This window comes from Streptomyces sp. HUAS MS02, assembly GCF_055702265.1.
Map to the genome: position 1 here is coordinate 1852633 of NZ_CM146747.1, position 23475 is coordinate 1876107.

General features: G+C 70.6%; 18 protein-coding genes. 8 read left to right on the forward strand and 10 right to left on the reverse strand.

Annotated features, from left to right (window positions below; translation table 11 throughout):
* Positions 1 to 16: 16 nt before the first annotated feature.
* Together ACZ9QC_RS07960 and ACZ9QC_RS07965 are read left to right on the forward strand one after the other, a co-directional pair.
* Positions 17 to 685, forward strand: a complete 669-nt coding sequence (locus ACZ9QC_RS07960; protein WP_472919495.1) for an isochorismatase family protein — start codon at positions 17 to 19, stop codon at positions 683 to 685.
* Complete coding sequence (locus ACZ9QC_RS07965; protein ID WP_472919496.1) at positions 682 to 2610, forward strand: anthranilate synthase family protein; 1929 nt, start codon at positions 682 to 684, stop codon at positions 2608 to 2610. Before ACZ9QC_RS07960 ends, ACZ9QC_RS07965 begins: the two co-directional genes overlap by 4 nt.
* A gap of 319 nt (positions 2611 to 2929) precedes the next feature.
* Here the strand turns inward: ACZ9QC_RS07965 and ACZ9QC_RS07970 are convergent, their stop codons facing one another.
* Together ACZ9QC_RS07970 and ACZ9QC_RS07975 are read right to left on the reverse strand one after the other, a co-directional pair.
* Entirely contained in the window at positions 2930 to 5728 is a 2799-nt protein-coding gene (locus ACZ9QC_RS07970) for a helix-turn-helix transcriptional regulator (RefSeq protein WP_472919497.1), read from the reverse strand.
* 59 nt (positions 5729 to 5787) lie between these two features.
* Positions 5788 to 6624: a PhzF family phenazine biosynthesis protein gene (locus ACZ9QC_RS07975; RefSeq protein ID WP_472919498.1), complete on the reverse strand. Its 837-nt coding sequence runs from the start codon at positions 6622 to 6624 to the stop codon at positions 5788 to 5790.
* Between the two features lie 270 nt (positions 6625 to 6894).
* Here ACZ9QC_RS07975 and ACZ9QC_RS07980 point away from each other — a divergent pair, with 270 nt between their 5' ends.
* Genes ACZ9QC_RS07980 through ACZ9QC_RS07990 form a run of 3 tightly spaced genes read left to right on the forward strand, consistent with a single transcriptional unit; the run spans position 6895 to position 10493 of the window.
* Entirely contained in the window at positions 6895 to 7980 is a 1086-nt protein-coding gene (locus ACZ9QC_RS07980) for a ParB/RepB/Spo0J family partition protein (protein ID WP_472919499.1), read from the forward strand.
* Between the two features lie 12 nt (positions 7981 to 7992).
* Positions 7993 to 9090 (forward strand): phenylacetate--CoA ligase family protein, encoded by a 1098-nt coding sequence (locus tag ACZ9QC_RS07985; protein WP_472919500.1) that lies wholly within the window; start codon positions 7993 to 7995, stop codon positions 9088 to 9090.
* On the forward strand, positions 9090 to 10493 hold the full coding sequence (locus ACZ9QC_RS07990) for an aldehyde dehydrogenase family protein (RefSeq protein WP_472919501.1): 1404 nt from the start codon (positions 9090 to 9092) through the stop codon (positions 10491 to 10493). The genes ACZ9QC_RS07985 and ACZ9QC_RS07990 overlap by 1 nt, the downstream gene beginning before the upstream one ends.
* A gap of 128 nt (positions 10494 to 10621) precedes the next feature.
* On the opposite strand, the gene phzG is transcribed toward ACZ9QC_RS07990, so the two are convergent.
* The 6 genes from phzG to ACZ9QC_RS08020 form a co-directional block, all read right to left on the reverse strand.
* A complete protein-coding gene (gene phzG, locus ACZ9QC_RS07995) occupies positions 10622 to 11257 on the reverse strand; it encodes a phenazine biosynthesis FMN-dependent oxidase PhzG (RefSeq protein WP_472919502.1) in 636 nt (211 codons plus the stop codon).
* A 31-nt stretch (positions 11258 to 11288) separates the two neighbouring features.
* Positions 11289 to 11612: a hypothetical protein gene (locus ACZ9QC_RS08000; RefSeq protein ID WP_472921629.1), complete on the reverse strand. Its 324-nt coding sequence runs from the start codon at positions 11610 to 11612 to the stop codon at positions 11289 to 11291.
* A gap of 57 nt (positions 11613 to 11669) precedes the next feature.
* The gene (locus tag ACZ9QC_RS08005) at positions 11670 to 12155 is read right to left on the reverse strand and encodes a PhzA/PhzB family protein (RefSeq protein ID WP_472919503.1); all 486 of its coding nucleotides are present in this window, start codon (positions 12153 to 12155) and stop codon (positions 11670 to 11672) included.
* A 284-nt stretch (positions 12156 to 12439) separates the two neighbouring features.
* A complete protein-coding gene (locus ACZ9QC_RS08010; protein ID WP_472919504.1) occupies positions 12440 to 13672 on the reverse strand; it encodes a poly(ethylene terephthalate) hydrolase family protein in 1233 nt (410 codons plus the stop codon).
* A 258-nt stretch (positions 13673 to 13930) separates the two neighbouring features.
* Entirely contained in the window at positions 13931 to 15325 is a 1395-nt protein-coding gene (locus ACZ9QC_RS08015) for a prolyl oligopeptidase family serine peptidase (protein ID WP_472919505.1), read from the reverse strand.
* A gap of 200 nt (positions 15326 to 15525) precedes the next feature.
* Positions 15526 to 17013: a CitMHS family transporter gene (locus ACZ9QC_RS08020; RefSeq protein WP_472919506.1), complete on the reverse strand. Its 1488-nt coding sequence runs from the start codon at positions 17011 to 17013 to the stop codon at positions 15526 to 15528.
* 179 nt (positions 17014 to 17192) lie between these two features.
* Here ACZ9QC_RS08020 and ACZ9QC_RS08025 point away from each other — a divergent pair, with 179 nt between their 5' ends.
* The 3 genes from ACZ9QC_RS08025 (at position 17193) to ACZ9QC_RS08035 (ending at position 20557) form a co-directional block, all read left to right on the forward strand.
* Entirely contained in the window at positions 17193 to 18119 is a 927-nt protein-coding gene (locus ACZ9QC_RS08025; protein ID WP_472919507.1) for a LysR family transcriptional regulator, read from the forward strand.
* A gap of 247 nt (positions 18120 to 18366) precedes the next feature.
* Positions 18367 to 19584 (forward strand): CaiB/BaiF CoA transferase family protein, encoded by a 1218-nt coding sequence (locus ACZ9QC_RS08030; protein ID WP_472919508.1) that lies wholly within the window; start codon positions 18367 to 18369, stop codon positions 19582 to 19584.
* Complete coding sequence (locus tag ACZ9QC_RS08035) at positions 19574 to 20557, forward strand: HpcH/HpaI aldolase/citrate lyase family protein (protein ID WP_472919509.1); 984 nt, start codon at positions 19574 to 19576, stop codon at positions 20555 to 20557. The genes ACZ9QC_RS08030 and ACZ9QC_RS08035 overlap by 11 nt, the downstream gene beginning before the upstream one ends.
* A gap of 214 nt (positions 20558 to 20771) precedes the next feature.
* Here ACZ9QC_RS08035 and ACZ9QC_RS08040 read toward each other — a convergent pair whose 3' ends face one another.
* Together ACZ9QC_RS08040 and ACZ9QC_RS08045 are read right to left on the reverse strand one after the other, a co-directional pair.
* Positions 20772 to 21713, reverse strand: coding sequence for a malate dehydrogenase (locus ACZ9QC_RS08040; protein ID WP_472919510.1), 942 nt, complete (start codon positions 21711 to 21713; stop codon positions 20772 to 20774).
* 53 nt (positions 21714 to 21766) lie between these two features.
* Complete coding sequence (locus ACZ9QC_RS08045; RefSeq protein WP_472919511.1) at positions 21767 to 23395, reverse strand: thiamine pyrophosphate-dependent enzyme; 1629 nt, start codon at positions 23393 to 23395, stop codon at positions 21767 to 21769.
* Between the last annotated feature and the right edge of the window lie 80 nt (positions 23396 to 23475).

Sequence of the window (23475 nt, forward strand, 5' to 3'; positions counted from 1 at the left end):
GAAAAGGAGAGTCGACATGGCAGCTCCGTCCATCCCCGAGATAGCGGCCTATCCCATGCCCAGGGCTGTCGACCTGCCGGAGAACACGGCGAACTGGACGATCGACCCGCGGCGCGTCGTGCTCCTCGTGCACGACATGCAGCATTTCTTCCTCCGCCCCTTCCCGGCCGGCCGGCCTCCGGTGACCGACCTGGTCGCTCATGTCGCCCGGCTCCGGGAAGCCGCCGTGGCAGCCGGCGTCCCCGTGACGTACACCGCGCAGCCCGGCGACATGACCGCCGAACAGCGCGGTCTGCTCAAGGACTTCTGGGGCCCGGGGATGAGCGCCGACCCCGAGCAGCGGGGCGTGCCCGACCAGCTGGCGCCCGGCCCGGACGATGTCGTCCTCGACAAGTGGCGGCCGAGCGCGTTCTTCCGGACGCCGCTGCTCGACCTGATGCGCGAGCGAGGCCGGGACCAGTTGGTGCTGTGCGGCGTCTACGCCCACGTGGGCATTCTGCAGACCGCCTGCGAGGCGTTCGCGCACGACATCCAGACGTTCCTGGTCGGTGACGCCGTCGCCGACTTCTCCGCGCAGGACCACCGGATGGCCATCGACTACGCGGCCGCCCGCTGCTCCATGGTGGTGCCGACGGACACCGTGGCGAACGCCCTGGGCAGGGTCGTCACGGGAACAGCGCTGTGACCGCTCACGACACGGCCGACGCTCTGCTCGACAGACTGACGGGCGGGACGCCGCCGCCCTCGTTCGCCCTGCTGCACCGGCCGAAGGCATCGGGCGTGGGCCTGATCGATCTGCTTGTCGGAGACGTGTCGGAGGTCGAGTCGACGGCGGACATCCCGCTGCCCCCGGAAGGCGCTCGCGACCGGCATGAACTGCTGGCCCTGCTGCCGTTCCGGCAGATCGCGGAGCGCGGCTACGAGCACAACGACGACGGTGAACCGCTGCTCGTCATGAAAGTCACCGGGCAGGCCACCGCGCAGACCGACGAGGTGCTGGCCCGGCTCCCGGACCTGCCCATCGAGGTTCGCGACGGCGGCTTCGACATCGACGACGAGGAGTACGCCGCCACCGTACGGCGGATTCTCACCGACGAGATCGGCACCGGCACCGGTGCCAACTTCGTCATCAAACGCGCCTTCACCGCGCAGGTCGCGAACTGGTCGGCGCAGACCGCGCTCACCCTGTTCGGCCGACTGCTGCGGCATACCTCGGGCGCCCACTGGACGTTCCTGATTCGGGTGGAGGACCGCACCTTCATCGGCGCGAGCCCGGAGCGGCATCTCACGCTGGACGGTGGCACGGCGGTGATGAATCCCATCAGTGGCACCTACCGCTATCCGCCGTCCGGCCCCACGCTCGAAGGCGTGCTGGAATTCCTGGACGACCGCAAGGAGGCCAACGAGCTCTACATGGTCGTGGACGAGGAACTCAAGATGATGTGCCGGGTGTGCGACGGTGGCGCCCGTGTGGTCGGACCGCGGCTGCGTGAGATGGCGCACCTCGCGCACACCGAGTACTTCATCGAGGGACAGGTCACCCGCGACATCCGCGAGGTCGTCCGGGACACGCTGTTCGCGCCGACCGTCACGGGCAGTCCGCTGGAGAGCGCCTGCCGTGTCATCGCGAAGTACGAGAACGAGGGCCGGGGTTACTACGCCGGCGTGGTGGCCCTGCTGGGCCGGGACGCCGAGGGTCTGCGGCGGCTGGACTCGGCCATCCTCATCCGGACCGCCGACATCGACCGCACCGGACGGCTGCGGCTCGGCGTGGGCTCGACCCTGGTGCGCGACTCCGACCCCCTGGCCGAGGCGGAGGAGACCCGGGCCAAGGCGTCGGGCCTGCTCGCCGCCCTGTACGCGGACTCCGGCACGACCACCGGCACCTCGCGGCCTCCCGTCGACGTGCCCCGGCTGAGCGGCCTGTCGGAGGTGGCCGGCGCACTGGCCGCCCGGAACACCCCGATGGCCGACTTCTGGCGACGGCCGCCCGCGGCCCGGGGCGGCGGGTCGTCTCGGCTGTCCGGGCGAAAGGCCTTGCTCATCGACGCGGAGGACACCTTCACCGCGATGGGCGCGACGATGATGTCCGAACTGGGTCTCGACGTGACCGTGCGCCGCTTCGACGAGCAGTACCGCTTCGGGGGCCACGACCTGGTCGTCGTGGGACCCGGACCCGGCGATCCGCGCGATACCAGCCACCCCAAGAACGCACATCTGCGTGCGGTGACGAGGCGTCTGCTCGACACGGACATGCCGTTCCTCTCCATCTGCTTGGGGCACCAGGCGCTGAGCGGGGTCCTGGGACTGGAACTGGTCCGCAAGGACGTACCCAACCAGGGGGTGCAGCGGGAGATCGACTTCTTCGGGCGGCGGGAGACCGTGTACTTCTACAACACCTTCGCCGCCGTCAGCCCGCAGGACTCCTTCCCCGGCCCGTCGACCCGACCGGGCCGGGTCGAGGTGTGCAGGGACCCGGTGGACAACGAGGTGCACGGCATGCGCGGCCCGGGGTTCGCCTCGGTGCAGTTCCATCCGGCGTCGGTGATGTCCCGCGACGGCTCTGCCATCCTCAGCCGTATGCTCTCGGACTTGCTTCACACCATGTGACCTGAGGCCCCGTCCGACGCGACCGACCGACGCTTCGGCCACCCCGGCGGCCGAGGCCATACCGGACACGCCCGCAGGGGGGCGGGGCGCACGCGGGCCGGGCCGGCAGAGCGACGTTCCGGCCCGTGACCGCGCCGCCTTCGATCCGCCGATCCCGACGTGCCCTGCCGACCTGCCCGGCTCGACCGCCGAGCCGACAGGCGACAGCCGACAGGGCGACGCCTTGTCGGCGCCTCCGCCCGAGCACCCGAGGCCGGGAGCGGGCGGGCCGTCGACGGCCGGGACGGCAGTGTGACGGGCCGGTCGTCGGCCGCGTCTCTCAGGAGCCGCCCGCTCCGGCCCTGCCGAGCCGTTGCCCCGTCCTGTCGGAGTACGGCGGTGCGTGGCCGGAGTCCGGGACGCGCGGCGCACGTCCGCGGCCACGCACCGGACCGTTCCCGAACCCGTCCGTGGCCGGTCTGGAGTCCAGGCGCCGGGCGAGATCGGCCCGCGTGGTGACGCCGAGTTTGCCGTAGGCGCGGTGCAGATGGTTCTCCACGGTGCGCACCGACACTCCCAGGCGGTCGGCGACATCCTGGTTGGAGAGCCCGGACGCGGCCAGCGCAGCGACCTCCCGCTCTCGGCCGGTGAGCTCGGCCGACTGCTCGGGGCCCTGCGCGTCCAGTGCGGCCCATACCGGCAGTGTTCCGCCGAACCGCTGCAGCAACGCGTGGCAGACGGTCCGAGCAGCCCGGCTCTTGCGGTGCCTCCCGGCCACCTGATGGGCCCGGGACGCCTGCGCCGACGCCTCGGCGGCCAGCGGCAGCAGCCCCGAGATCTCGAACCGTTCGGCGAGTTCGGAGAGCGCGTCGCCGTCCGCGTCGGCCAGCGCCCGCACGTGCTCGGCCTGGAGTTCGGCAAGGCCGGAGTCAAGGTGTTCAGCGAGGTCGGAGGCCCGCTCGGTGACGGCGCGGGCCTCCCCTATCCGGGCCGCCAGATGCAGCGCGCCGAGCGCTTGGAAGGCGCGGCCGGCGGCGGCCGCGCGCTCGCCGAGTTCCAGTGCGTCGTGCAGCGCGCCGGCGAAGTCTCCGACGTGCGCGAGGACCAGCGCGCGTTCCATGGCCACCCCGTCCGCGGCGAGCGGGTACCGCACGGTGCCGCTCTCCTCGGAACGGACCTCGACCAGGACGCGCATCGCCTCGGCGTGTTCGCCGACCTCGGCGAGCGCCCCCGCCATCTGAGCCAGCCGCCACGCCCTGGTCGTGAGCCAGTCACGGGTGTCCGGCATCGCGCTGACCCGCCGCAGCAGGGCGATCCCCTCGGCGTACCGGCCCGAACTGCGGTACAGCCGTGCCCGTACCGACGCGGTCCACAGGTCGCCGGTACGGTCGTCGTCCGCGTCGTGGGCGGGCAGGCCGTCCAGGACCGCGGCCGCCACGGCCACCGCACCGGTCTGCAGTGCGGCGCAGGCCGCCACCAACTGGTGGGCCAGGCGCGCCTCGTCGCTCCAGGTCTCCGGGTCGGGGCGGCAGCGCTGGAGAAGAGAGAGTGCGCCGACCGCGTCGCCCAGTTCGTTCTGGGCGAAGGCCGCGGGCGGCAGGACCCGCTGGACCACGGCCGGATCCCGCGGCTCGGCAAGCACCGTCTCGCCCATGGCGGCGGCCTCATCCAGTCGGTCGCCCAACAGCATCATGACGGTACGGGTGCCTTGCAGCAGCCCCCGGTCCGCCTCCGGGGCGGTGCCGACCGCCTCGTCCAGGACGGTGACGGCGTCCTGGACGAGGTGCAGCCCCCAGGCCAGGTTCTCCGAGCGGGCCTGCACGGCCTCGGCCCACACCGCGGGGGCGGTGGGAGCGTCTGCGGCGGACACCGAGGCGAACAGTGTCTCGGCCTCGGCCTGACGTCCCTGGCCCTCCAGGGCCCTGCCACGCAGCAGTGTGAGTGCGGGAACGTCGGCGTCGGGTGCGGGAAGCGCGAGCAGGCACAGCCGTTCGGCGAGCGCGAAGCGCAGCTGACGCAGCGCGGTCCGTGCGGCGGACTGCAACCGCTCGGCACACGGCAGTTGCCCGGCGTCGATCCGCAGGACGACCGTGCGCAGGACGTCGTCGTCGCGACGCAGGCCGGTGTCCTCCAAGGCGTCGGCGAGCCTGCGCCGCAGCCGCAGACCGGTCAGTTCGGGCAGGCTGGAGACGAGGACGGGCCGGTATAGGGGGTAGGCAAGCCGTAGACGCAGTCGCAAGCCGCTGAGTTCGGCGGTGATGAGGCCCCGGCTGTCGAGCGCCTCCACGGCATGGGCCAGCTCGGCGACGGCCGACAGCTCCGCTTCGAGCGGTTCGGCGAGGGCGATCATCTGCACGAGCCGGCGCTCGTCCGGTGAGAGGTGGCCCAGCCGCAGATGCACCATGTCCGTGAGGCGCCCGCCTGGGCGGCCGTTGAGTCCGTCCCACAGCCAGGTGCCGTCCTCTCGGCGCAGGCTGCCGTCGGCGAGTGCGGAGTCGGCCAGTTCCGTCAGCAGCAGTGCGTTCCCGTGGGTGAGCCGCCACAGCCGCTCCTGCGCCGCTGCGGAGACATGCCCGCCGAGCCTCGCGTGGACGACGTCGGCCGCCGCCGATCTGTCGAGTTCCGCGATCTCCATCCGCTCGACCAGCCGCTCCACCCAGAGCCTGTTGATCCCGTCAGGCGCCGGAACGCCGGTCCGCACGGCGGCCACCAGGGTCAGCCGTCCCTCGGCAACACCTGTCCGCAGGCGTGCCGCGAACCCCGGAGCCAGGGAGTGCGCGTCGTCGAGACCGAGGACGAACTGCCCCTGGAGACCTTCTGCGGAGGGCGTCCTCCGGCTGGGGAACGTCTCGTCGAGAAGATGCCGGGAGGCGTCAGGCTGTTCACGGCCGGGGCCGCTCCCCCACCCGGTGAACAGCGAGGACACCTCCGCCCCGCACATCCCCGCCCCGCTGACCAGCCTGACCTCGGCCCCCTTCTCCGCCGCCCGGCGCAGCGAGGCACGCAGCAGCCGGCTCTTGCCGACCCCGGGGCCTCCGGTCAGCAGGGCACCGTGTCCGCGGGCCACCGCCGCCTCGATCCTGTCCAGTTCGGTGTTGCGACCGGCCATGGGCCACTCGGTCACCGTGTCTTCCGGCATCACTCAGCGCTGCCCGTTCCGCTCGGATTCCTGTCCGTCACAACGGCTCACCGTGCGCGTCATACCCGGATGGTTCCCTCGGCGACGATGACGGCGGCTCCGCCCACCTCGACCGAGGTGATCCGGTCCGCGGTGCCCTCTGCCCTGGCGATCATCGTCGACGGCCGACCCATCTCGACGCCCTGGAGGATCTCGATCCGCTGGCCGAACCGGCCCAGGCCGTGCCGCGCGAGGTGAATCGCCAGCGGTCCCGCGGCCGATCCGGTCGCCGCGTCCTCGGCCACCCCGTAGGCGGGTGAGAACATCCTGCTCCGCCAGTGCCCGTCCGCCGGGGCGAAGCAGTTGGCGGCCATGTCGGGAAAGCGCGCGAGCACGCGGAGGTCGGGCCGCACGGCGGACAGCGCCGCCACGTTCTCCAACCCTACGAAGACGTGCCGCGGCCCGTTCCGGTACGCCTCCACCGGCAGTGTGGACGACGCCAGACCGAGGCCCGCGAGGAGTTCGTCGGCGTGCTCGTACGGTTCCCAGACGGGGACCGGCTGCTGCATGCGGACGGAGGTGACCTTGCCGTTCTCGCGGTCGAGGTCGAAGGGAATCACGCCCATGGCGGTCTCAAGGAGCAACCGGTCGCCCTTGAACGTGTCGCCCAGGACGGCGGCGGTGCCCAGCATCGGATGTCCCGCGAACGGCAGTTCGTTCACCGGTGTGAAGATGCGGATACGCGCGTCGCCGCCCTTCTCGGCAGGGAGCACAAAGGTGACCTCCGAGAGGTTCATCTCCCTTGCTATTTTCTGCATACGCACGTCAGGAATGTCGTGGGCGTCGAAGAAGACTGCGACCGGATTTCCTTCGAGCGGCATGTCCGTAAAGGCATCCGCGACTACGTAGCTATGCATATCGGTGAAGCTACCAGCGGCCCCACCACGCCGAAAGCCGTGCCTCCCGCGGCGCCTGACGGCCGATCGACGGCGGATTCCCCAGCCCTGACGGCCGCTTGGCGCTGGTCCAGGCCGCCCCGAACGACGTTCGATGCATACCAGCAACCCTGCCGAGGCAGCCGCACGATATAGAAAAAATATAGCCTCCGCCCATCGAAATATAGCCTCGAATCTCATGATTGCAGCCTGAGACCGCCAGCACACAGGAAAGGCCAAGGAGGGATTTCGGTGACCCGTAGGACCGGCACCACAAAGTCCTTGCCCGAGAACCCGGAAATCACTGTCGAACCATCCGCGGAGGAGACTGAGACCGCGCCGGTGGACCTGCTCGTCCCGGGGTACTCCCCGCGTATCGGCGGCGAGATCACCAGCCATGTGCAAGCACTCGCCGAGACGGAGGGGACGCTCCCTCCCATCATCGTCCACCGGCCGAGCATGCGGGTCATCGACGGTATGCACCGGGTGCGGTCCGCGATCCTCCGCGGCCAGCAGAGGATCCGGGTGCGGTACTTCGACGGCACCGAACAGGATGCCTTCGTGCTCGCCGTCCGGCTGAACGTCAAACACGGGTTGCCGCTCACCCTCGCCGAGCGCCGAAGAGCGGCCGCGCGGATCGTCGTGTCCCACGCTCAGTTGTCGGACCGGGCGATCGCCTCGCTCACGGGGTTGTCCGGCAAGACGGTGGGCGAGATCCGTAAACGCACCGCGGAGGGAGCGCACCAGCCACTTGCCAGGGTCGGCCGGGACGGACGCACCCGGCCGCTGAACACCGAGCGTGGGCGCCGGCTGGCGGCCGAGTACCTCAGTGCCAATCCGGGCGGCTCGCTGCGGGAGGTCTCCAGGGTGGCCGGCATATCACCGGAGACCGTCCGAGATGTCCGAGACAAACTCAGCCGCGGCGAGGACCCCATACCGGTGCGGCAGCGCTTCCTCCCGGCCGCGGACCAGGGAGCGAAGGCCACTGCTCCGCCGGTGAGGAACGAGCAGGACGGCCCTCGACGCTTCGAGCGCTCCGGGGCCGTCCATCGGATGCCGGCCGACGGCCGGCGCGCCCTGAGTGTCCTGCGCAAGGATCCCTCGCTGCGGTTCACGGAAGCCGGCCGGGTGCTGCTGCGCCTCATGGACCCTCACCTCTTGTTCGCCGACCGCCGCGAACAACTGCTCAAGGACCTTCCCGAACACACCCTGGGCATGCTCTCCAAAGCCGCCCGGCAGTACGCCGCCTCATGGAGCGAAATCGCGGACGCACTCGAGGAGCGGGCACAGCAGGCGGCCCTCAATCCGCAGTCGTCCGCGGAAATCCGCATCAGCTGACAAGGAGTCACCGTGTCACGAGAGGCCAATCCGGTCCTGGACCTGCCCTTCGACGTCCGGCCCGATCCGGACGAGTTCATCCAGGCCGCGATGGAGTGGCATTTCAGTCCGGAGACCGGATCCCCCTACTGGCTGGAACGCGCCAAGAAGCTCGACTTCGACCCGCGGACCGACGTCACGAGCCACCAGGACCTCCGGCTCTTCCCCAACATCGTCAACGAACTGCGGGACGTCCCCGCCCAGGATCTCCTGCCCCGGGGCTACGACGCCCCCGACATCGTCGGCGTCTACGAGAGCGGCGGCACCACCGGCGCACCGAAACGGGTCGTGTGCCTGGCCGACTGGATGGACCGCGTGGTCGCCTGGAGCGTCGCCAATCTGGACGCACACGGCTTTCCGCGTGGTGCGAACTGGCTCGGAGTCACCCCCACCGGGCCCCACATCGTCGGCGAGCTGTTCTCCCGCTCCGCGGCCGCCCACGGTTCCCTGAGCTTCCCGGTCGACCTGGACCCGCGGTGGGTGAAGCGGCTCATCGCCGAGGGGAAGACCGACCAGGCGGACGCCTACGCCGAACACGTGGTCGACCAGGCCGCGTTCGTACTGCGCACGCAGGACATCGGGGTCATGGCCATCACGCCCCCGCTCCTGGAGCGGCTGACCCGCCGTGACGAACTCGTCGACCTGGTCAACCAGAAGGTACGGGCGATCCGGTGGGGTGGGACGCAGATGGACGCGGACTCGCGCCATCTCTACCGCACCGAGGTGTTTCCCGACACCACGCTCTACGGTCACTACGGCAGCACCATGATCCTGGGGATCGCCGGGCAGCGCCCGGACCTCGGCGACGACGGCCCCTGTGTCTTCGACACCTTCTCGCCCTACATCACTTTCTCGGTCGTCAACCCCGAGACCAGGAAGACCGTTCCCTACGGCGAGCGCGGCCAGGTGGTGATGAACCACGTCAGCAAGTCGCTGTTCCTGCCCAACAACCTGGAACGCGACCTCGCCACGCGGATCGCGCCGCTGCCGGGACAGACAGGTGACGCGGTCGCCGACATCGCCCCGGTCACGCACTTCGAGGACGAGGCCGTCATCGAGGGGGTCTACTGATGACGCGGTCACCGTCACGGAGCCGGCCCCAGCCCCAGCCCGACGTCGTCACACTGGACGCACTGGGCCCCAACGGCTCCTACGCCTCCCGCCAACACCAGGAGATCAAGGACGTCGCCGGTAACCCGGCCGCTCGGCTGGGCCTGGTACCGACCCTGTTCGTCACCCGTGCCATGTCCGCCCTGCGCAGGGCCGTCCCCCTGCCGGTGGACGAGAGGATCGCCGCGATCGCCCGCGCTGGCGAGTTGTTCTCCACCGCCACCCTGGGCGGCCTGTCGGTGAGCGCGTACGAATACCGGGTCAGCCGGGTCTCCGGACTGCCCATCTCGGTGGTCCGGGAGGCCACCCGGACCGCCGCGCACCGTGCCGCGCACGTGTACGACAGCGTGCAGTACGCCCGACCCCGGGGATCGGCCGGCGACTGGCGCGACCCGCTCACCCGCACCGGCCGCGCCGTATGGAGCCGACGCGGCGAGGTGCTCGCGGTCCATGTCTCCGGAGTGCACCCCGGGGCACACAGCCTCTGGCTGGAGGCACTCGCTCTCGGCTTCAGGGTGGCGGTGCGACCCACCCGCCGGGAGCCCTTCACCGCGCACCGGCTCGTCACGGCACTGTGGGCCGCGGGGTTCGGGACCGACCATGTCGTTCTGCTCCCGACCGAACAAGAGCCTGGTGAAGCCCTGTTGCGCGGTGCCGACCTGGCTTACGGCGGCGACGACGTGATCCGCAAGCACGCCGAGAAGCGCACCGTACTGTCCCAGGAGCCGGGCCGTTCCAAGGTCCTGCTGACCGCCGGCACCGACTGGCGCGACCATCTGGACATGATCGTCGACTCGGTTGCCCACCACGGCGGCACCGGCTGCGTGAACGCCACCGCGGTGCTGGTCGAGGGCGACCCGGCGCCGGTGGCCGAGGCTCTCGCCACACGGCTCGCCGACCTTCCCAGCCTGCCTCCCGAGGACGAGAAGGCGGTCCTCCCGGTCCAGGCCCGGATGCCCGCCCGTGCCCTCGAACGGTATGTGCAGTCCAACGCCGCCGGAACCCGCGCCTGGCTGGGCGGCGACGGCTTCGTCGACGAGCTCGGTGACGGCAGCGCGGTCGTACGGCCCACCGTCCACCAGCTCGACGACCCTACCGCCCCACAGGCTGACCTCGAACTGCCGTTCCCTTGCGTCTGGGTGGCGCCGTGGACGGCCGAGGCCGGTCTGGAACCGCTGAGGAACACACTGGTGCTCACCGTGGTCACCGATGACGAGCGACTCGTCGACACCCTGGTGAACGAGCCGACGATCGGCAATCTCTACGTCGGCGGACACCCCACCCACTGGACCGACATCGGCATGCCCCACGACGGCTACCTCTCCGACTTCCTCATGCGTACGAAGACCGTCATCCGCGACTGACCCGGCGATCCGTTCGCCAGGCGTCCTGGAGAACATTCGGAATTCGGACCTCGGAAGAGACACCGATGGGCGCCGTCCCCTTTCCTGCGGGGCGGCGCCCATCGGCGTCCGGTGAGCCGTCTCAGGACTCAGGGCTGCAAGCGGGAGACGCTCCAGCCTCCGGCGGTCCGGGAGTAGAGCAGCCGCTTGTGCAGACGGTCCTTGCCGGTGTGCCAGAACTCGACGGATTCCGGCGCCAGGTGGTACGCGACGAACCTCGCGGGCCGTGGCAGCGGGAGCCCGGCTTCGGCCAGCCTGCCGACCTCGGCACGCAGGGCCGCCGCGTCGTCGAGCGGTTCGCTCTGCCGCGACACGGTCGTCATCGCCTGCGCGTCGATCGACCGTATCCTCCACAATGCGTCGGACTCGGCGTCAGGAAGCCGCACAATGCGGCCGGTGAGGACGGTCTGCTGGTCGGTCTCCCGCCAGTACAGTACGGCCGAGCCCCAGGCAGTCGCCTCTATGTCGCGGGCCTTGGGGCTGGTGTCGTGCGTGGTGAACACGAAGCCGTCGGAGGTCACGGGGCCCAGTTGGATGATCCGGTTCGACGCACGACCCTGTGCGTCGGCCGTGGCCAGAGCCAACGCCCCTGGCTCGCGTACGCCGTTCTCCGCCGCGTCGGCCAGCCATATGCGGAACAGCTCGATCGGGTCGTCGGGGGGCGTTCCGGACTCCGACAGCGCGTCGGCGGACTTCGGAACGATCTTCTGTGGGATCACGCTCATGGGGTTCTCCGTCTGTCCGGTGTCCGGCCGTTCACTTCTCCAGGGCCAGTCCCAGCCCGGCCAGGGCCGGCAGGGAGTGGATGCCCTCGGTCACGGCTTCGATGTCGAACCAGGTCCGGTGCGTGGGCGGGTATCCGATGAGTTCGGCGGGACTCCTCGGGTGCGGCGGGGCAGCGGCCTCGGCCGACTCCCACAGCATGACCGCGCCCCAGCGGTTGTTCTCCCGGTCGGCGATCCAGAACTTGAGCGGCATGCCCCGTACCAGTGCCCACGCGTCCACGGCCTCGTCCCGCAGGAAGTCCCGCAGCGAGTCGATGGTCTGGTCGGATTCGTCGAGTGCCCACCAGGCGATCATCGCCCTCACAGCGCCCGCACCTCTTCTCTTCGGTACTGTGCCCGGCTGTTCACCACGTCAGGTGGGAATTCCCTCCCGCTTGATCTCCGGCACCGGGATGCCCAGTGCCCGCAGCTGCTCGAACGGGTTCATGAACTCGCGGTTCTGCACGACCTTCCCGTTCTCCAGCAGGAACGAGTGCAGGAAATGGTTCTCGTAGTACCCCTCGGGATACCCGGGAAAGAGAATCTTCCCCTTGCCGTCGCACTCGACCCAGAAGCGGTTCGGATCCTGGGTCTCAAAGACCTCGATGTTGTACCAGACCCAGTCGGGGAAGCACTTCAGCGACCACACGGCGTGCTCACCGAGCCTGTCCCGGCCGCGGATCACGATCGGCTCGCCGGTGTCGGTGGTCCACAGCCCGCCGGATCCGTTCTCGGTGAAGAGCAGGTGCCGCTCCAGCCGGTCCTGCCCCGTCGTGTGCATGTACTTCTCAACCGTTTCCCGGTTGATCCGCCGGAGTTCTGCGTGGTCGTCGAACCCCTGCTGCCTGGCGTCAGCCATGGATGATGCCCCCATAGGTAGCCATCACGGAACGTCGTCCACGTCATCCTGACGATGCCTGCTATATCCGCGGCCACGCAGACCATCATTTTTCTATACGCCCCGACGTGACGGTCCCCCGGTTTTGGCGCACCGTCGAATTCCGCGCTCCGGGCACGGCCGGGGATCTTCTCCAAGTGGTACGCCGCCCACAGACGTTCCAGCGTCGCGACGCAGGGGCGCCGATGGGGAAGCAGGCTCGGAGCGCCGCGGTCGCGGGCCGCGGAGCGCTCCGAGCGAGCCGGTCAGAACTGGCAGGTGTCCATCCAGCGCGTGACCAGGGAGGTGTTGTTCTTGTCGGCATCACGAGCGGGACCGCACAGGAACGGGGTGAAGCGGGTGTCGGCACGCAGCCAGAGGCTGAAGAACGACACGATCCACTTGCCCTGCTTGGCCTTGTTGCCGTAGCCCGTCATCGGGCACAGATGGTCGCCCGGAACCTCGATGTAGAGCTTCTCGGCCTGGGACATGGAGTTGTACCAGGGCACCGCGTAGGTGTTGCCGTGGGCGACGGGGTCGCTCTGACAGGTCAGGAAGAAGGTGGGCTCGGTGACTCCGGAGAAGTTCGCGTTCGGGAGGTACGGGGCCGTCGGCACGCCCGCCCGGAAGCGCGCGTCGTCCCGGAGGGCCGCCATGACGCCACCGCCGCCCATCGAGTGACCGGTCGCGCCGAGCGTGCCGTTGAGCTTCCCCGAGAGCGGGTTGCCTGGCGCGTTGCCGAGCGCGAGCAACTGGGTGCCGGCGGCGGTGATCTGGCGGCCGCGCGATTCGGGATCGTCGGTGAGTGTGTTGGTGCCGACGTTGATGACGACGAAGCCCCAGGAGGCGAGGCGGGGTGCGAGCCACTGCAGGTTCTGCTGTGTGCCCTGATAGCCCGGCATCAGCACGACGCCCGGGTACGAGCCATTGGCCGTCGGGTACGTGACCGTGCCGGAGCCGTATCCGCTCGGGTTGGGAACGGTGTAAGTGGCCGTGGACAGCGGCCCGTCGGTGGCCTCCAGGGAAGCGGTCGTCGGGTCCGGGATGCCGTTGCCCGGAGTGCCCTCACCGGAGCCGTACACCTGGAACTCCCACAGCGAGTAGCCGTAGGCGGTGCCGCGCTGGCTGCCGTGGAGGCGGATGTACCGGCCGTCGCCGCTCACGTCGAGGGTCTGCGTGCCGCCGGCGCCTGTGGTGGTCGAGTAGACGGTGGTCCAGGCGGTGCCGTTGTTCGAGGTCTGGATCTGGAAAGAGCGCGCGTACGCGGCCTCCCAGCGCAGCACCACTCGGCTGATGGTGGCGGTGGCGCCCAGATCCACTGTCAGCCACTGCGGATCACTGAACGTGCTGGACCAGCGCGTTGCGGTGTTGCCGTCCACCGCCGCCGACGCGGGGGTGGACGCGTTCTCGGTGGACGAGGAGGTCACGGGCTTGCCTTGGGACAGCAGGTCGGCGGCGGCTGCCGGTGCGGCGGCGGCGGTCAGCAGAGTCAGTGCCAAGCCGATGGTGGTTGCCAGTGCGACCAGTGCCGTCACCGTACGGGATCGGGTCCGTAACGGCGCGGTGGTGGTGGTTGAACGACTGCATGGCTGCATTGCTTTACCTCCGGAGGCGATGAGAGCGCGGTACCGGACAGCGATGTGCGCCCGCACTGTGTGCGTTGCCGAAGTTCACCGGAAGGTGAACTCTCACAGTGCGGAGGGAACGAAGAGATGGCCGGCCTCTCCTGACCGGGGCGGACCGAAGAGGTCGGCCGGCTACTTGGACTGTGCGAAGAGCCAGTCGACGACCACGTCGTTCTCGTACGTCTGGGCCCATGACAGGTGCGGGTTCACCGGTGTCGTTCCGGCCGTGTAGCTCGTGAACAGTACGTGGCTGCGCGTGGCCCGGGCCTCTCGCAGGAGAGCCCGTGACCGGGCCTCGAACTGTGCCTTCGGCAGATCGTTGGCCCATTCCCCACGGGTGACCCGTGCACCGGCGGTCTCCAGCGCGTTCATCAGGGTCCAGGTGCCGGGGTTGCCGAACCGGCCCTCCCGGTAGGGGACGACCGGGTCGTCGATGGAGTGGTCGGCCCACATCGGGATGTGCGTGATCCGCTCCATGGTGGCCGCGTCGCCCCAGCCGGCCGTGGGCAGGGCGGCCGCGAACACGTCGGGGCGCTTGGCCAGCAAACTGTAGATGCCGCGACCGCCCGAGGACAGGCCGACCAGATAGAGCCGGTCGGTGTCCACGTTGCGCGAGTGCTCGCGCACGAAGGTGTCGACGAGTTCGATCAGCGCGGCCTGGACCTTCGCGTCGGTCCAGTCCGTGCCGTCGGGTCCGTCCATGGGACGGGGCAGGGGAATCTGCGGAGAGAGGACGAACGCGGGGTCGCGGCGCTGCCTCTCCGGTTTGGCGAACGTGACCGCGATCCGGTTGGAGGTGAGCTGGGTCATGTTGTTGTCCGCGACTTCGCCACCGCCGTGCAGGGTGACCACGAGCGGGTACCGCTTGCGCGTCTGCGGGTTCCGTACGAATCCCGCAGGCTGGTACAGCCGGAAGTCCAGTTCGAAACCTGTGGAGTCGGTGAAGGAACCGGCCGCGAAGTCGTCGACGACGGGAGTGATGACGTCGTCGTTCCGCTTCGTGAACGGACCGGCCTCAAGCACCGGTTCACCTTCCGGGGTGCGCACGTCCGCCACCTGTCTGACGGAGTACGCACGGTCGAGGGGAAGGGGATCGGTGCCGGCGGCCCGTGCGTTGGGGTCGTTCGGATCGAGTTCGATGATCAGGCGGTCCCCCCGTCGTCCGGGGTGAGAGCGGTCGTCGACTTCGGCGGAGGTGTTGGAGTAGACCCGGGTCACCGTGCGAGCCGCTGTCCGTCCGCCCACGGTGGCCTGCACCTGGAAGGCGGTGGGCGGGACCGTCCCGCCGCGTAGGTCGATGCGATGCGCGTACTGGATGGCGACGGCCGTCACCAGCCAGTTGTTCCTCGGCGTCACGTGCGTCAGGAGGTCCGTCCGCAGGACCGGATTCAGTCCGGAGGCCGCTTGCCGTCCTTCGGACGGGGCTGTCGTGGCGTCGGCAGCCACCGCGGTCGCCGTGCTCACCGCCGGCGCCGCGACCGCGCCTGCGGTGGCGGCGAGCACCGTACGTCTGGGGATCGGTCTCATAGGTCCTCGTCTCGGTCGGTGGGGCACCCGGTCCGGGTGCCGTGTGGGTGGATCCGGTCGCCCGGCTCCCGACCTGCGGGAGCCGGGCGGCACTTCGGGGGCCATGACGCGGCATGCGCGGTGGCTGCCGGAGGTCCGCGGCCGACGGGGACTCCGCTCGGGCCCGCGGGCCCGCGGTCACCCCCTGACCCGGGACACGGTCACAGCGAGAAGGCTCCGGTCAGCAGGGCACCGGCGGTCATGACGAGGGTGGTGGCGAAGGCCCAGCGGAAGATGAAGCGCTGGTGTTCGCCGAGCGACACACCGCTCATGCCGACCAGGATGAACGTGGACGCGGTGAGCGGACTGAGCGGGAAGCCCGTGGTCATCTGGCCGAGAATGGCGGCGCGGGCGACCTCCGCCGGCTCCGTGCCGAACCCGCTCGCGGTCTCGGCGAGTACGGGCAGTACCCCGAAGTAGTAGGCGTCCGGGGTGAAGACCAGGCTCAGCGGCATGCCGGTGACGGCCACCGCGACGGGCAGGTGCGACCCGAAGGAGTCGGGGACGACGGAGACGAGTGCCTCGGCCATCTCGTCGATCATCCTGGTGCCGGTGAGGATCCCGGTGAGGACGCCGGCCGCGAAGATCATCGTGGTGACCAGGACCACGCTCTTGGCGTGCTTGTCGAGCAGCGCCTGCTGCTGTTCCCAGGTGGGGTGGTTGACCAGCAGCGCGATGGCGAACCCGAGGACGAACAGCACCGGAAGCGGCATCACTTCCAGGATCAGGCAGACCACGAGGGCGATGGTGAGCAGGAGATTGAAGATGTTCAGCCCGGCCCGCGGCAGCGGCGGGACCCGGACGGTACCGGGCCCGTCGCCCGGCGACCGGAGGGCCGGACGCTCCTGCCCGTCGGCCGGCGACCGGAGGGGCGGATGCTCCTGCCCGTCGGCCGTCGGGGAAGTGGCCCGCAGGCTCGACTCGGCAGGTGCGGCAAGTGCGGCAGACTCGGCAGACGCCGAAGCGGCGGGTTCGCGGTCGTCCCGCTCGCCCTCGCCCGTGCGCACGTCCGGGGCCGGACCTCCCGGGGACAGCGCACCGAGACGGTTGCGCTCCCGGCGACCGAGCAGATACGAGGCCACCAGCACCCAGGCCACGCCGAAACCCATGGCAGGCAGCACGGGGGTGAAGACCTCGGAACTGTCCAGTTCCAGCGCCGCCATGGCGCGTACGGTCGGGCCACCCCAGGGGACCATGTTCATCACGCCCGCGCCCAGGCAGACCACTCCGGACAGCACCAGAGGGCTCATACCGAGCCTCTTGTATACCGGCAGCAGCGCGGAGACGGTGATGAGGAAGGTGGAGGCGCCGTCGCCGTCCAGGGCCACGCACAGCGTGAGGACGGCCGTGGCGACGGTGATCCGCAACGGGTCGCCCCCCGCCACGCGCAACAGACCGCGGATCAGGGGGTCGAAGAGCCCGGCGTCCACCATCAGACTGAAGTACAGGACCGCGAACGCGATCATGATGCCGGTGGGGGCCACCTTGGACAGCCCACCGAGAATCAACTCGCCCAGATCGCCCGCGAAGCCGCCGATGAGCGCCGCCAGCACCGGAAGCAGGATCAGAGCGACCAGGACCGAGGCGCGTCTGGTCATGGTGAGCAGCAGTAAGACTGCGATCGTGGCGAAGCCCAGGGCTGCCAGCATGGCGGCGCTCGCTTTCTCGGGGACGGCCCTCGGCGGCGGTGGGCGGGAACTGGGCGGGCAGGCCGAGGTGTTACGCGAGAGTTTCGGAGCACCACCGGATCGGTGTCCAGCATCAAACCGGGATCTGTCCATGCGATAAGCGCATCAATTCAGGTGGACGCGCCCTATGCTCGTCGGCCATGGAGGCCACCACCTTGCGTCAACTGGCGGCGTACACGGCCGTAGCCCGGGCCGCGAGCTTCACCGCGGCCGCCGCGCAGATGCACGTGTCCCAGTCCTCGCTCAGCCGCGCGGTCGCGGACCTGGAGCGACAACTCGGCGTCCAACTGCTCGAACGGGACACCCGTAACGTGCAGTTGACCCCGGCGGGCGCCGAGGCCCTGCGTATCGCCGAGCAGATCGTCACCACTCACCGGGCGGGCATGACGGAGTTCAGGCGATTCCTGCTCGGCGAGTCCGGAACGGTCGCCGTGGCGACCCTTCCCTCGGTTGCCGCGGTGCTCCTGCCGCAGGTCATCTCCGACTTCCGGGAGCGGCGCCCACAGGTGGCGGTACGCCTCCTCGACGGCCTGGAGCGGCTGGTACTGGACCGGGTCCTGTCCGGTGACGCCGACTTCGCGATCACCACCGTCGGCAACCCGCCCGAGCAGTTGGAGCACCGCCCCCTGGTCAGGGACCGCTTCGTCGCGGTGCTGCCGGAAGGCCACCCGCTCGCCGAGCGCCCCGAGATCGCCTGGGAGGACCTGGCTCGTCAGCCCTTCCTCGCCGTCGGGCGCGACTCGAGCGTGCGTCGCCTCACCGACGCGGCGTTCGCCCAGATCGACGTCCATACGGCACCGGCGGCCGAGGCGGGCAGTATCGCGACGGTGGGCGGACTGGTGACCGCCGGCCTCGGCGTGTCGGCGATGCCTGCCCTCGTGCTCCCGCTGATGGGCGCCGGGCCCATCGTCTGCCGTCCCCTGGTGGACCCCGTGGTGGACCGGCGCCTGGACATCGCGCTGCGCGCTCGGCGAACGCTCCCGACCGTGACGGAGCGGTTCCTTCAGACGCTCGAAGAGTTCCGCCTCCAGAGCCGCGCTCTTCCCCCCGGAGTGTCGTGGGCCTGACGCCGTGAGGCGTACCCGGGGCCCGAGGCTCCGTATCGCCCCGGTCGCCCTGGTCGCCCACCGCACCCGCGCACCGACCGCTCCGGCGATTCATGCGTTCTTCGCATTGATTGATTGCCTTCTGTTGCTCGACATGCATTTCTCCGCTCATGCAGTCTGAAGACCCGGCCGGCGACGACGTGGCGCAACCACCGCGGACGACGCGGCCGGGGACCAACGCGAACAGCACGGGTGAGGGAGCGCATCGGTGTCGGACGACGAGCGGAACACCACCGGACGCGGGCAGTTGCAGGGGTTGAAAGTGGTCGAGTTCGCGCATGTGGTGGCCGGGCCGCTGGCAGGCTCGATGCTCGCCGACCAAGGGGCCGACGTCGTGCACGTGGAACCCCCCGGCGCCGGAGACGCGGCCCGCGCCATGGGGCCGCAACGAGACGGCGTCCCCCTGTGGTTCAAGGTCGCCGGCCGCAACAAGCGCTCTGTCACCCTTGATCTGCACCACGAGGCCGGCCGGAGTGTCGCCCACCGGCTCGTCGCCTGGGCGGACGTCGTCATCGTCACGCTGCGCGCCGGACGCCTGCGCAGCTGGGGACTCGACTGGGACTCCGTGCACCGGATCAACCCCCGGGCCGTACTGCTGCAGATCTCCGGCTTCGGCGCCACCTCGTCGCAGGCGGACGCCCCCGGCTTCGGCAAGATGGGCGAGGCACGCAGCGGAGTCGTCCACCTGACCGGCTTTCCCGACGGCCCGCCCGTGCACACCGGCTTCTCGCACGGCGACGCCGTGACCGGCCTGATGGGCGCCTACGCCGTCCTCGCCGCCCTCCACCGCCGTGACCACGACCCCGGGTTCGACGGCGAGTGGATCGACCTCGCTCTCTTCGAGTCCCTGTTCCGTCTGGTCGAGTGGCAGGTCATCGTCCACGACCAGCTGGGACGAGTACCCGAACGCTCCGGCAACCAGTTGGCGGTCGCCCCGGGGGCCGTGATCAACACCTACCGCTCCCGCGACGGCGACTGGATCACGGTCACCTCCGCGACCCTGCGCTCCGTCCGCAACATCGCCGGCCTGCTCGGACTCCCCGAGAAGGAGTTCGCCACGGCGCGGCAACAGTACGACCGGCGGGGGCAACTGGATGAGGGCCTGCGGAACTGGGTGGCGGAGCGCGACACCGGCGAGTGCCTCGCAGGGTTCGCCCGCGCCGAGGTCGTGGCCTCACGGGTGTTCGACGCCGCGGACATCGCCGCCGATCCCGTGTACGCCGAACGCCAGGACATCATCACCGTCGACGACCCCGAACTCGGTCCGGTGCGTATGCAGGCGGTGATCCCGCACTTCCGACAACAGCCCGGCCGGGTCTGGCGGACCGGGCCCTCCCTCGGGCAGGACAACCGCCTTGTCTACGGGCAGTGGCTCGGACTCGGCGAGGACGAGATCACGGACCTGGAGAAGAGCGATGTCATCTGAGGCGCCTTCCAAGAGGGCTGCCGAGGCGGACGCGAGAGCGGCCGGCCGGCCGCCGCTGCGCTCCCTGCTCTTCGTCCCCGGCACCAGAACCGACTGGCTGCCCAAGGCCCGGGCGGCGGGCGCCGACGCCGCCATCATCGACCTGGAGGACGCGGTGCCCGCCTCCGCCAAGCTCGCCGCCCGGGCACAGGTGGTCGAGGCCATCGCGCAGGCCGCCGCGTCCGCCGATCAAACGGGACGCATGGCGCTGTTCGTCCGTGTCAACCCGCTGGACGGCTGGGCGGGGTCCGAGGAACTGCGCGCGGTCGTACGACCCGGGCTCGCCGGCATCGTGCTCCCCAAGGTCCGCTCCGCCCAGGACGCGAAGCTTGCCGACCGGCTGCTGGGCTGGTGCGAACAGGAACAGGGCCTGCCGCCGGGACGGGTCGCGCTGGTGCCTCTGCTGGAGACGGCCCGCGGCCTGCGGGAGGCCTACGACATCGCCCGGTCCGCCTCCCGTATCGCCTACTTGGGCGCCCTCACGGCCCCCGGCGGTGACGTGGAGCGCGCCGTCGGATACCGCTGGAGCGCAGAGGGAGCCGAAACGGTGGCGCTGCGCTCCCGCGTCCTGCTGGACGCCAGGGCAGCCGGGGTGCCGTGCCCGGTCAGCGGATTGTGGACGCGCATCACCGACCTGCCGGGGCTGCGCGCCTTCGCCGAACAGAACCGCTCCCTCGGCTACGAGGGGATGATGGCGATCCATCCCTCGCATGTCCCCGTGATCAACGAGGTGTTCTCTCCCGGCCCCGACGAACTCGCCCGCTGCGCACGGTTGATCGCGGCGGTCGAGTCGGCACAGCGGGACGGGACGGGCGCTGTGGTGTTCGAGGGTGAGATGGTCGACGAGGCCATGGCCGGTATGGCACGACTGGCTCTCGAACGACACGGGGCGCATGTTCGTGCGGCTGACCCATCACCGCCGTCCGGCTCCTGATGACGAAGCGCTGCCGCTGCCGGCGAGGCCGTTGCCCGCAGCCGGCGGCGCCGCCACCACGCCCAGCGGTTCCCGTACCGCCCGGCCCGGCACGCCCTGCTCCTGCGCGCTGAGCACCTCACCGCGCGGCGCGGTGATCGCGGCCGCCGCCCCGCGCGGGATGTTCGCCGTTGATACGCGGTGATCCCGCGTCCTTGCGTATCTCGCCGGGGTGTCAGGACGGCTGGGACACGGTCTGTTCCGTCAGTTCGGAGGCTCCCGCCTCGACACGGTCGGCGGCCCGGGTCATGCCGGCCGCTTCCTCCGCCGGCAGGTCCCAGGCCGCGATGCGGCGTACGCCCTCGGGCCCGAGCTCGACGGGCACGGTGAGGCTGGTGCCGTGCACGCCGTACTCGCCGTCCAGCACGACGGAGGCGGGGACGAGGGTCCCGGAACCGGTGGCGATCGCCTCGATGAGACGGGCGGTGCCGAGGCCCGTGGTCCAGGTGGAGGTACGGCCCGAGTCGAGGGCCACGTGCTTGGAGTACCAGGTGTCCACGTACTCCTCGGCGGCCGTGCGCTGTTCGCCGGTGAGGACGACGGGTTCCCCGCCGACCCTGACCCGGCTGTAGAGCGGGACCTGGCCCTCGCCGTGCTCGCCGAGCATCCAGGCGTCGACGTCCTTCGGCGCCACGCCGAGCGCGAACGCGATGCCGGTGCGCAGCCGGAGGCTGTCGTTGAGGGTGTAGCCGATCAGCCGCTCGCGCGGCAGCCAGCCCTGCCGGTGCACCCAGGTCAGCAGCGGGTCGACGGGGTTGGTGAGCATGAGCACCAACCCGCCGAAGTCCGCTCCCGCCTCCCGCACGGGCCGCAGGCACTCGTTCACGATCCGCGCGTTGTCGGCGAGGAAGACGGAACGGGAGGAGTTCAGCCGCAGCGGGACGGCAGCGCTCAGCACGACCACGTCCGCGTCGAGCGCGTCCTCGGGGGTGCCGCCCCGCACGGTGTCGGCGGTGGCGCCGAGGCCGAGGGCGTTCTCCAGGTCCATGGTGTGGCTGGTGATCATGTTCGGCCGGGTGTCGACGAGCACGATCTCGTACGTCCCCTGCGCGGAGAGCAGGTTGAACGCGGCGGAGGAGCCGATGCCGCCGGCGCCTCCGATGATGACGACCTTCACGTGTCTGTGCCTTCCGTGCTCAACGGGTCAGTTCAGCGAGTCAGTTCAGCGGGTCAGGAGGAGTAGTGGGCGTCGGCCTCGACGGCGACCTCGAGCACGAGCGGCTCACGCCGGTCCGCCAGTGTCGGCAGGACCTTGTCCAGGACGGACAGCAACGCGGTGTGGTCCTCGACCCGTTCGGCCGGGCAGCCCAGGCCCTCGGCCAGGGTCGACACGCTCAGCTCGGTGAAGGCGGGCCAGGCCGGGGCGGCGGAGCCCTCGCGCTCGGAGAGGCGGTCCATGATCGCGTAGCGGCCGTTGGCGAGGACGACGAACAGGACGCCGATGCCGTAGTGGGCGGCGCTCCACAGGGCCTGGACCGAGTAGAGGGAGGAGCCGTCGCCGAGGACGGCCACGACGGGCCGGTCGGGGGCGCCGTGACGGACGCCGATCGCGGCCGGCATGGCGAAGCCCAGTCCGCCCATGGCCGCGCTGAGGAAGCCGAGCGGCGCCCGGGCGGGCAGCAGCCGGTGCAGGTCCGGGCGGCTGGAGGGGGTCTCCTCCACCACCACGGCCTTCGGGTCGAGCCGCTCGGCGAGGGCGGCCAGGACGTGAGCGGCACGCAGGGGCTCACCGGGGAGAGGCGGCTGGGGTGCCGTCGGCCGGTTCGGCGCCGAGGAACGCGGGACGGCGGGCACCAGCGGGGCCAACCGGCGTACGGTGTCGCCCGGTTCGGCGAGCAGCACCAGCTCCGCCGGGCTGCGGTGGGCCTCCTCCGGGTCCTCCGTGATGACGGCGACCCGGGTGCCCGGCTCGGTGAAGTCGCCGGGGGCGTAGGTGTATTGGCGGAACGCGGCCGCTCCGACGGTGAGGACCGTGTCGTACGGCGCGAGCGCCTCGCGCAGTGCGGGGCGCACCGCGGGCAGGTGGCCGGCGAAGAGACGGTGGTCCTGGGGGAAGCCGGCGCGGGCGCCGAACGGCTCCTGGTAGACCGGGCAGTCCAGGCGCTCGGCCAGCGTGACGAGCGCCTGCCAGCCGTCCGCCGTGTCGTTGCCCGCGCCCGCCACCAGACAGGGCGAGTCGGCGGCCGTCAGCAGCGTGGCGAGGGCGGCCAGGGCGTCGTCGGAGGCCGTACGACCGCCTCGTACCGCGAGCGGTCCGCGCGGCGCGGCCTGGGCGACGTCGTCGTCGGCCTCGGCGAACCAGTCGTCCATCGGGACGACGACGACCGCCGGACCACGGCCTTCCTGGGCCTCGTGCCAGGCGCGGGCGACGGCGCCGGGGACGTCCTGCGGACGGGCCGGCGTGTGCTGCCACACGGGGTACTCCCCCGCCAGTCCGTCCAACCGCCCGGCCAGGAACGGCTCGTGGGGCAGATGCCGGCGGTCCTGCTGGCCCACGATCACCACCAGGGGCGCGCGGTTCGCGCGGGCGGTGGCCAGGGCGCTGACCGCGTTGCCGTATCCGGCGGTGGTGTGCAGCAGGACGAGCGCGGGGCGACCGGTGGCCAGGGCGCTGCCGGAGGCCATCCCGACGACCGAGCCCTCGTGCAGTCCGAGCACGAAGGAGATGTCGGCGGGCAGGTCGGCGAGGAAGCCCACCTCGGTGGAGCCCGGGTTGCTGAAGAGGGTGGTGAGTTCGTACTGACGCAGGACGTCGAAGGTCTGTTCCTTGACGGTCCTGGTGTGGGCGGCCGTGGTCATCGCGGGTCCCCTTTCTGGCAGGACTGGACGGTAGGCCGCCCAACCCCGAGGGGCCACGGGCACGTTCACTATGCGAAACG

Coding starts and splice junctions, on each gene's coding strand:
- ACZ9QC_RS07960 (WP_472919495.1), top strand. CDS start 17: ATGGCAGCTCCGTCCATCCCCGAGATAGCGGCCTATCCCATGCCCAGG.
- ACZ9QC_RS07970 (WP_472919497.1), bottom strand. CDS start 5,728: ATGCCGGAAGACACGGTGACCGAGTGGCCCATGGCCGGTCGCAACACC.
- ACZ9QC_RS07975 (WP_472919498.1), bottom strand. CDS start 6,624: ATGCATAGCTACGTAGTCGCGGATGCCTTTACGGACATGCCGCTCGAA.
- ACZ9QC_RS07990 (WP_472919501.1), top strand. CDS start 9,090: ATGACGCGGTCACCGTCACGGAGCCGGCCCCAGCCCCAGCCCGACGTC.
- phzG (WP_472919502.1), bottom strand. CDS start 11,257: ATGAGCGTGATCCCACAGAAGATCGTTCCGAAGTCCGCCGACGCGCTG.
- ACZ9QC_RS08000 (WP_472921629.1), bottom strand. CDS start 11,612: ATGATCGCCTGGTGGGCACTCGACGAATCCGACCAGACCATCGACTCG.
- ACZ9QC_RS08005 (WP_472919503.1), bottom strand. CDS start 12,155: ATGGCTGACGCCAGGCAGCAGGGGTTCGACGACCACGCAGAACTCCGG.
- ACZ9QC_RS08015 (WP_472919505.1), bottom strand. CDS start 15,325: ATGAGACCGATCCCCAGACGTACGGTGCTCGCCGCCACCGCAGGCGCG.
- ACZ9QC_RS08020 (WP_472919506.1), bottom strand. CDS start 17,013: ATGCTGGCAGCCCTGGGCTTCGCCACGATCGCAGTCTTACTGCTGCTC.
- ACZ9QC_RS08025 (WP_472919507.1), top strand. CDS start 17,193: ATGGAGGCCACCACCTTGCGTCAACTGGCGGCGTACACGGCCGTAGCC.
- ACZ9QC_RS08035 (WP_472919509.1), top strand. CDS start 19,574: ATGTCATCTGAGGCGCCTTCCAAGAGGGCTGCCGAGGCGGACGCGAGA.
- ACZ9QC_RS08045 (WP_472919511.1), bottom strand. CDS start 23,395: ATGACCACGGCCGCCCACACCAGGACCGTCAAGGAACAGACCTTCGAC.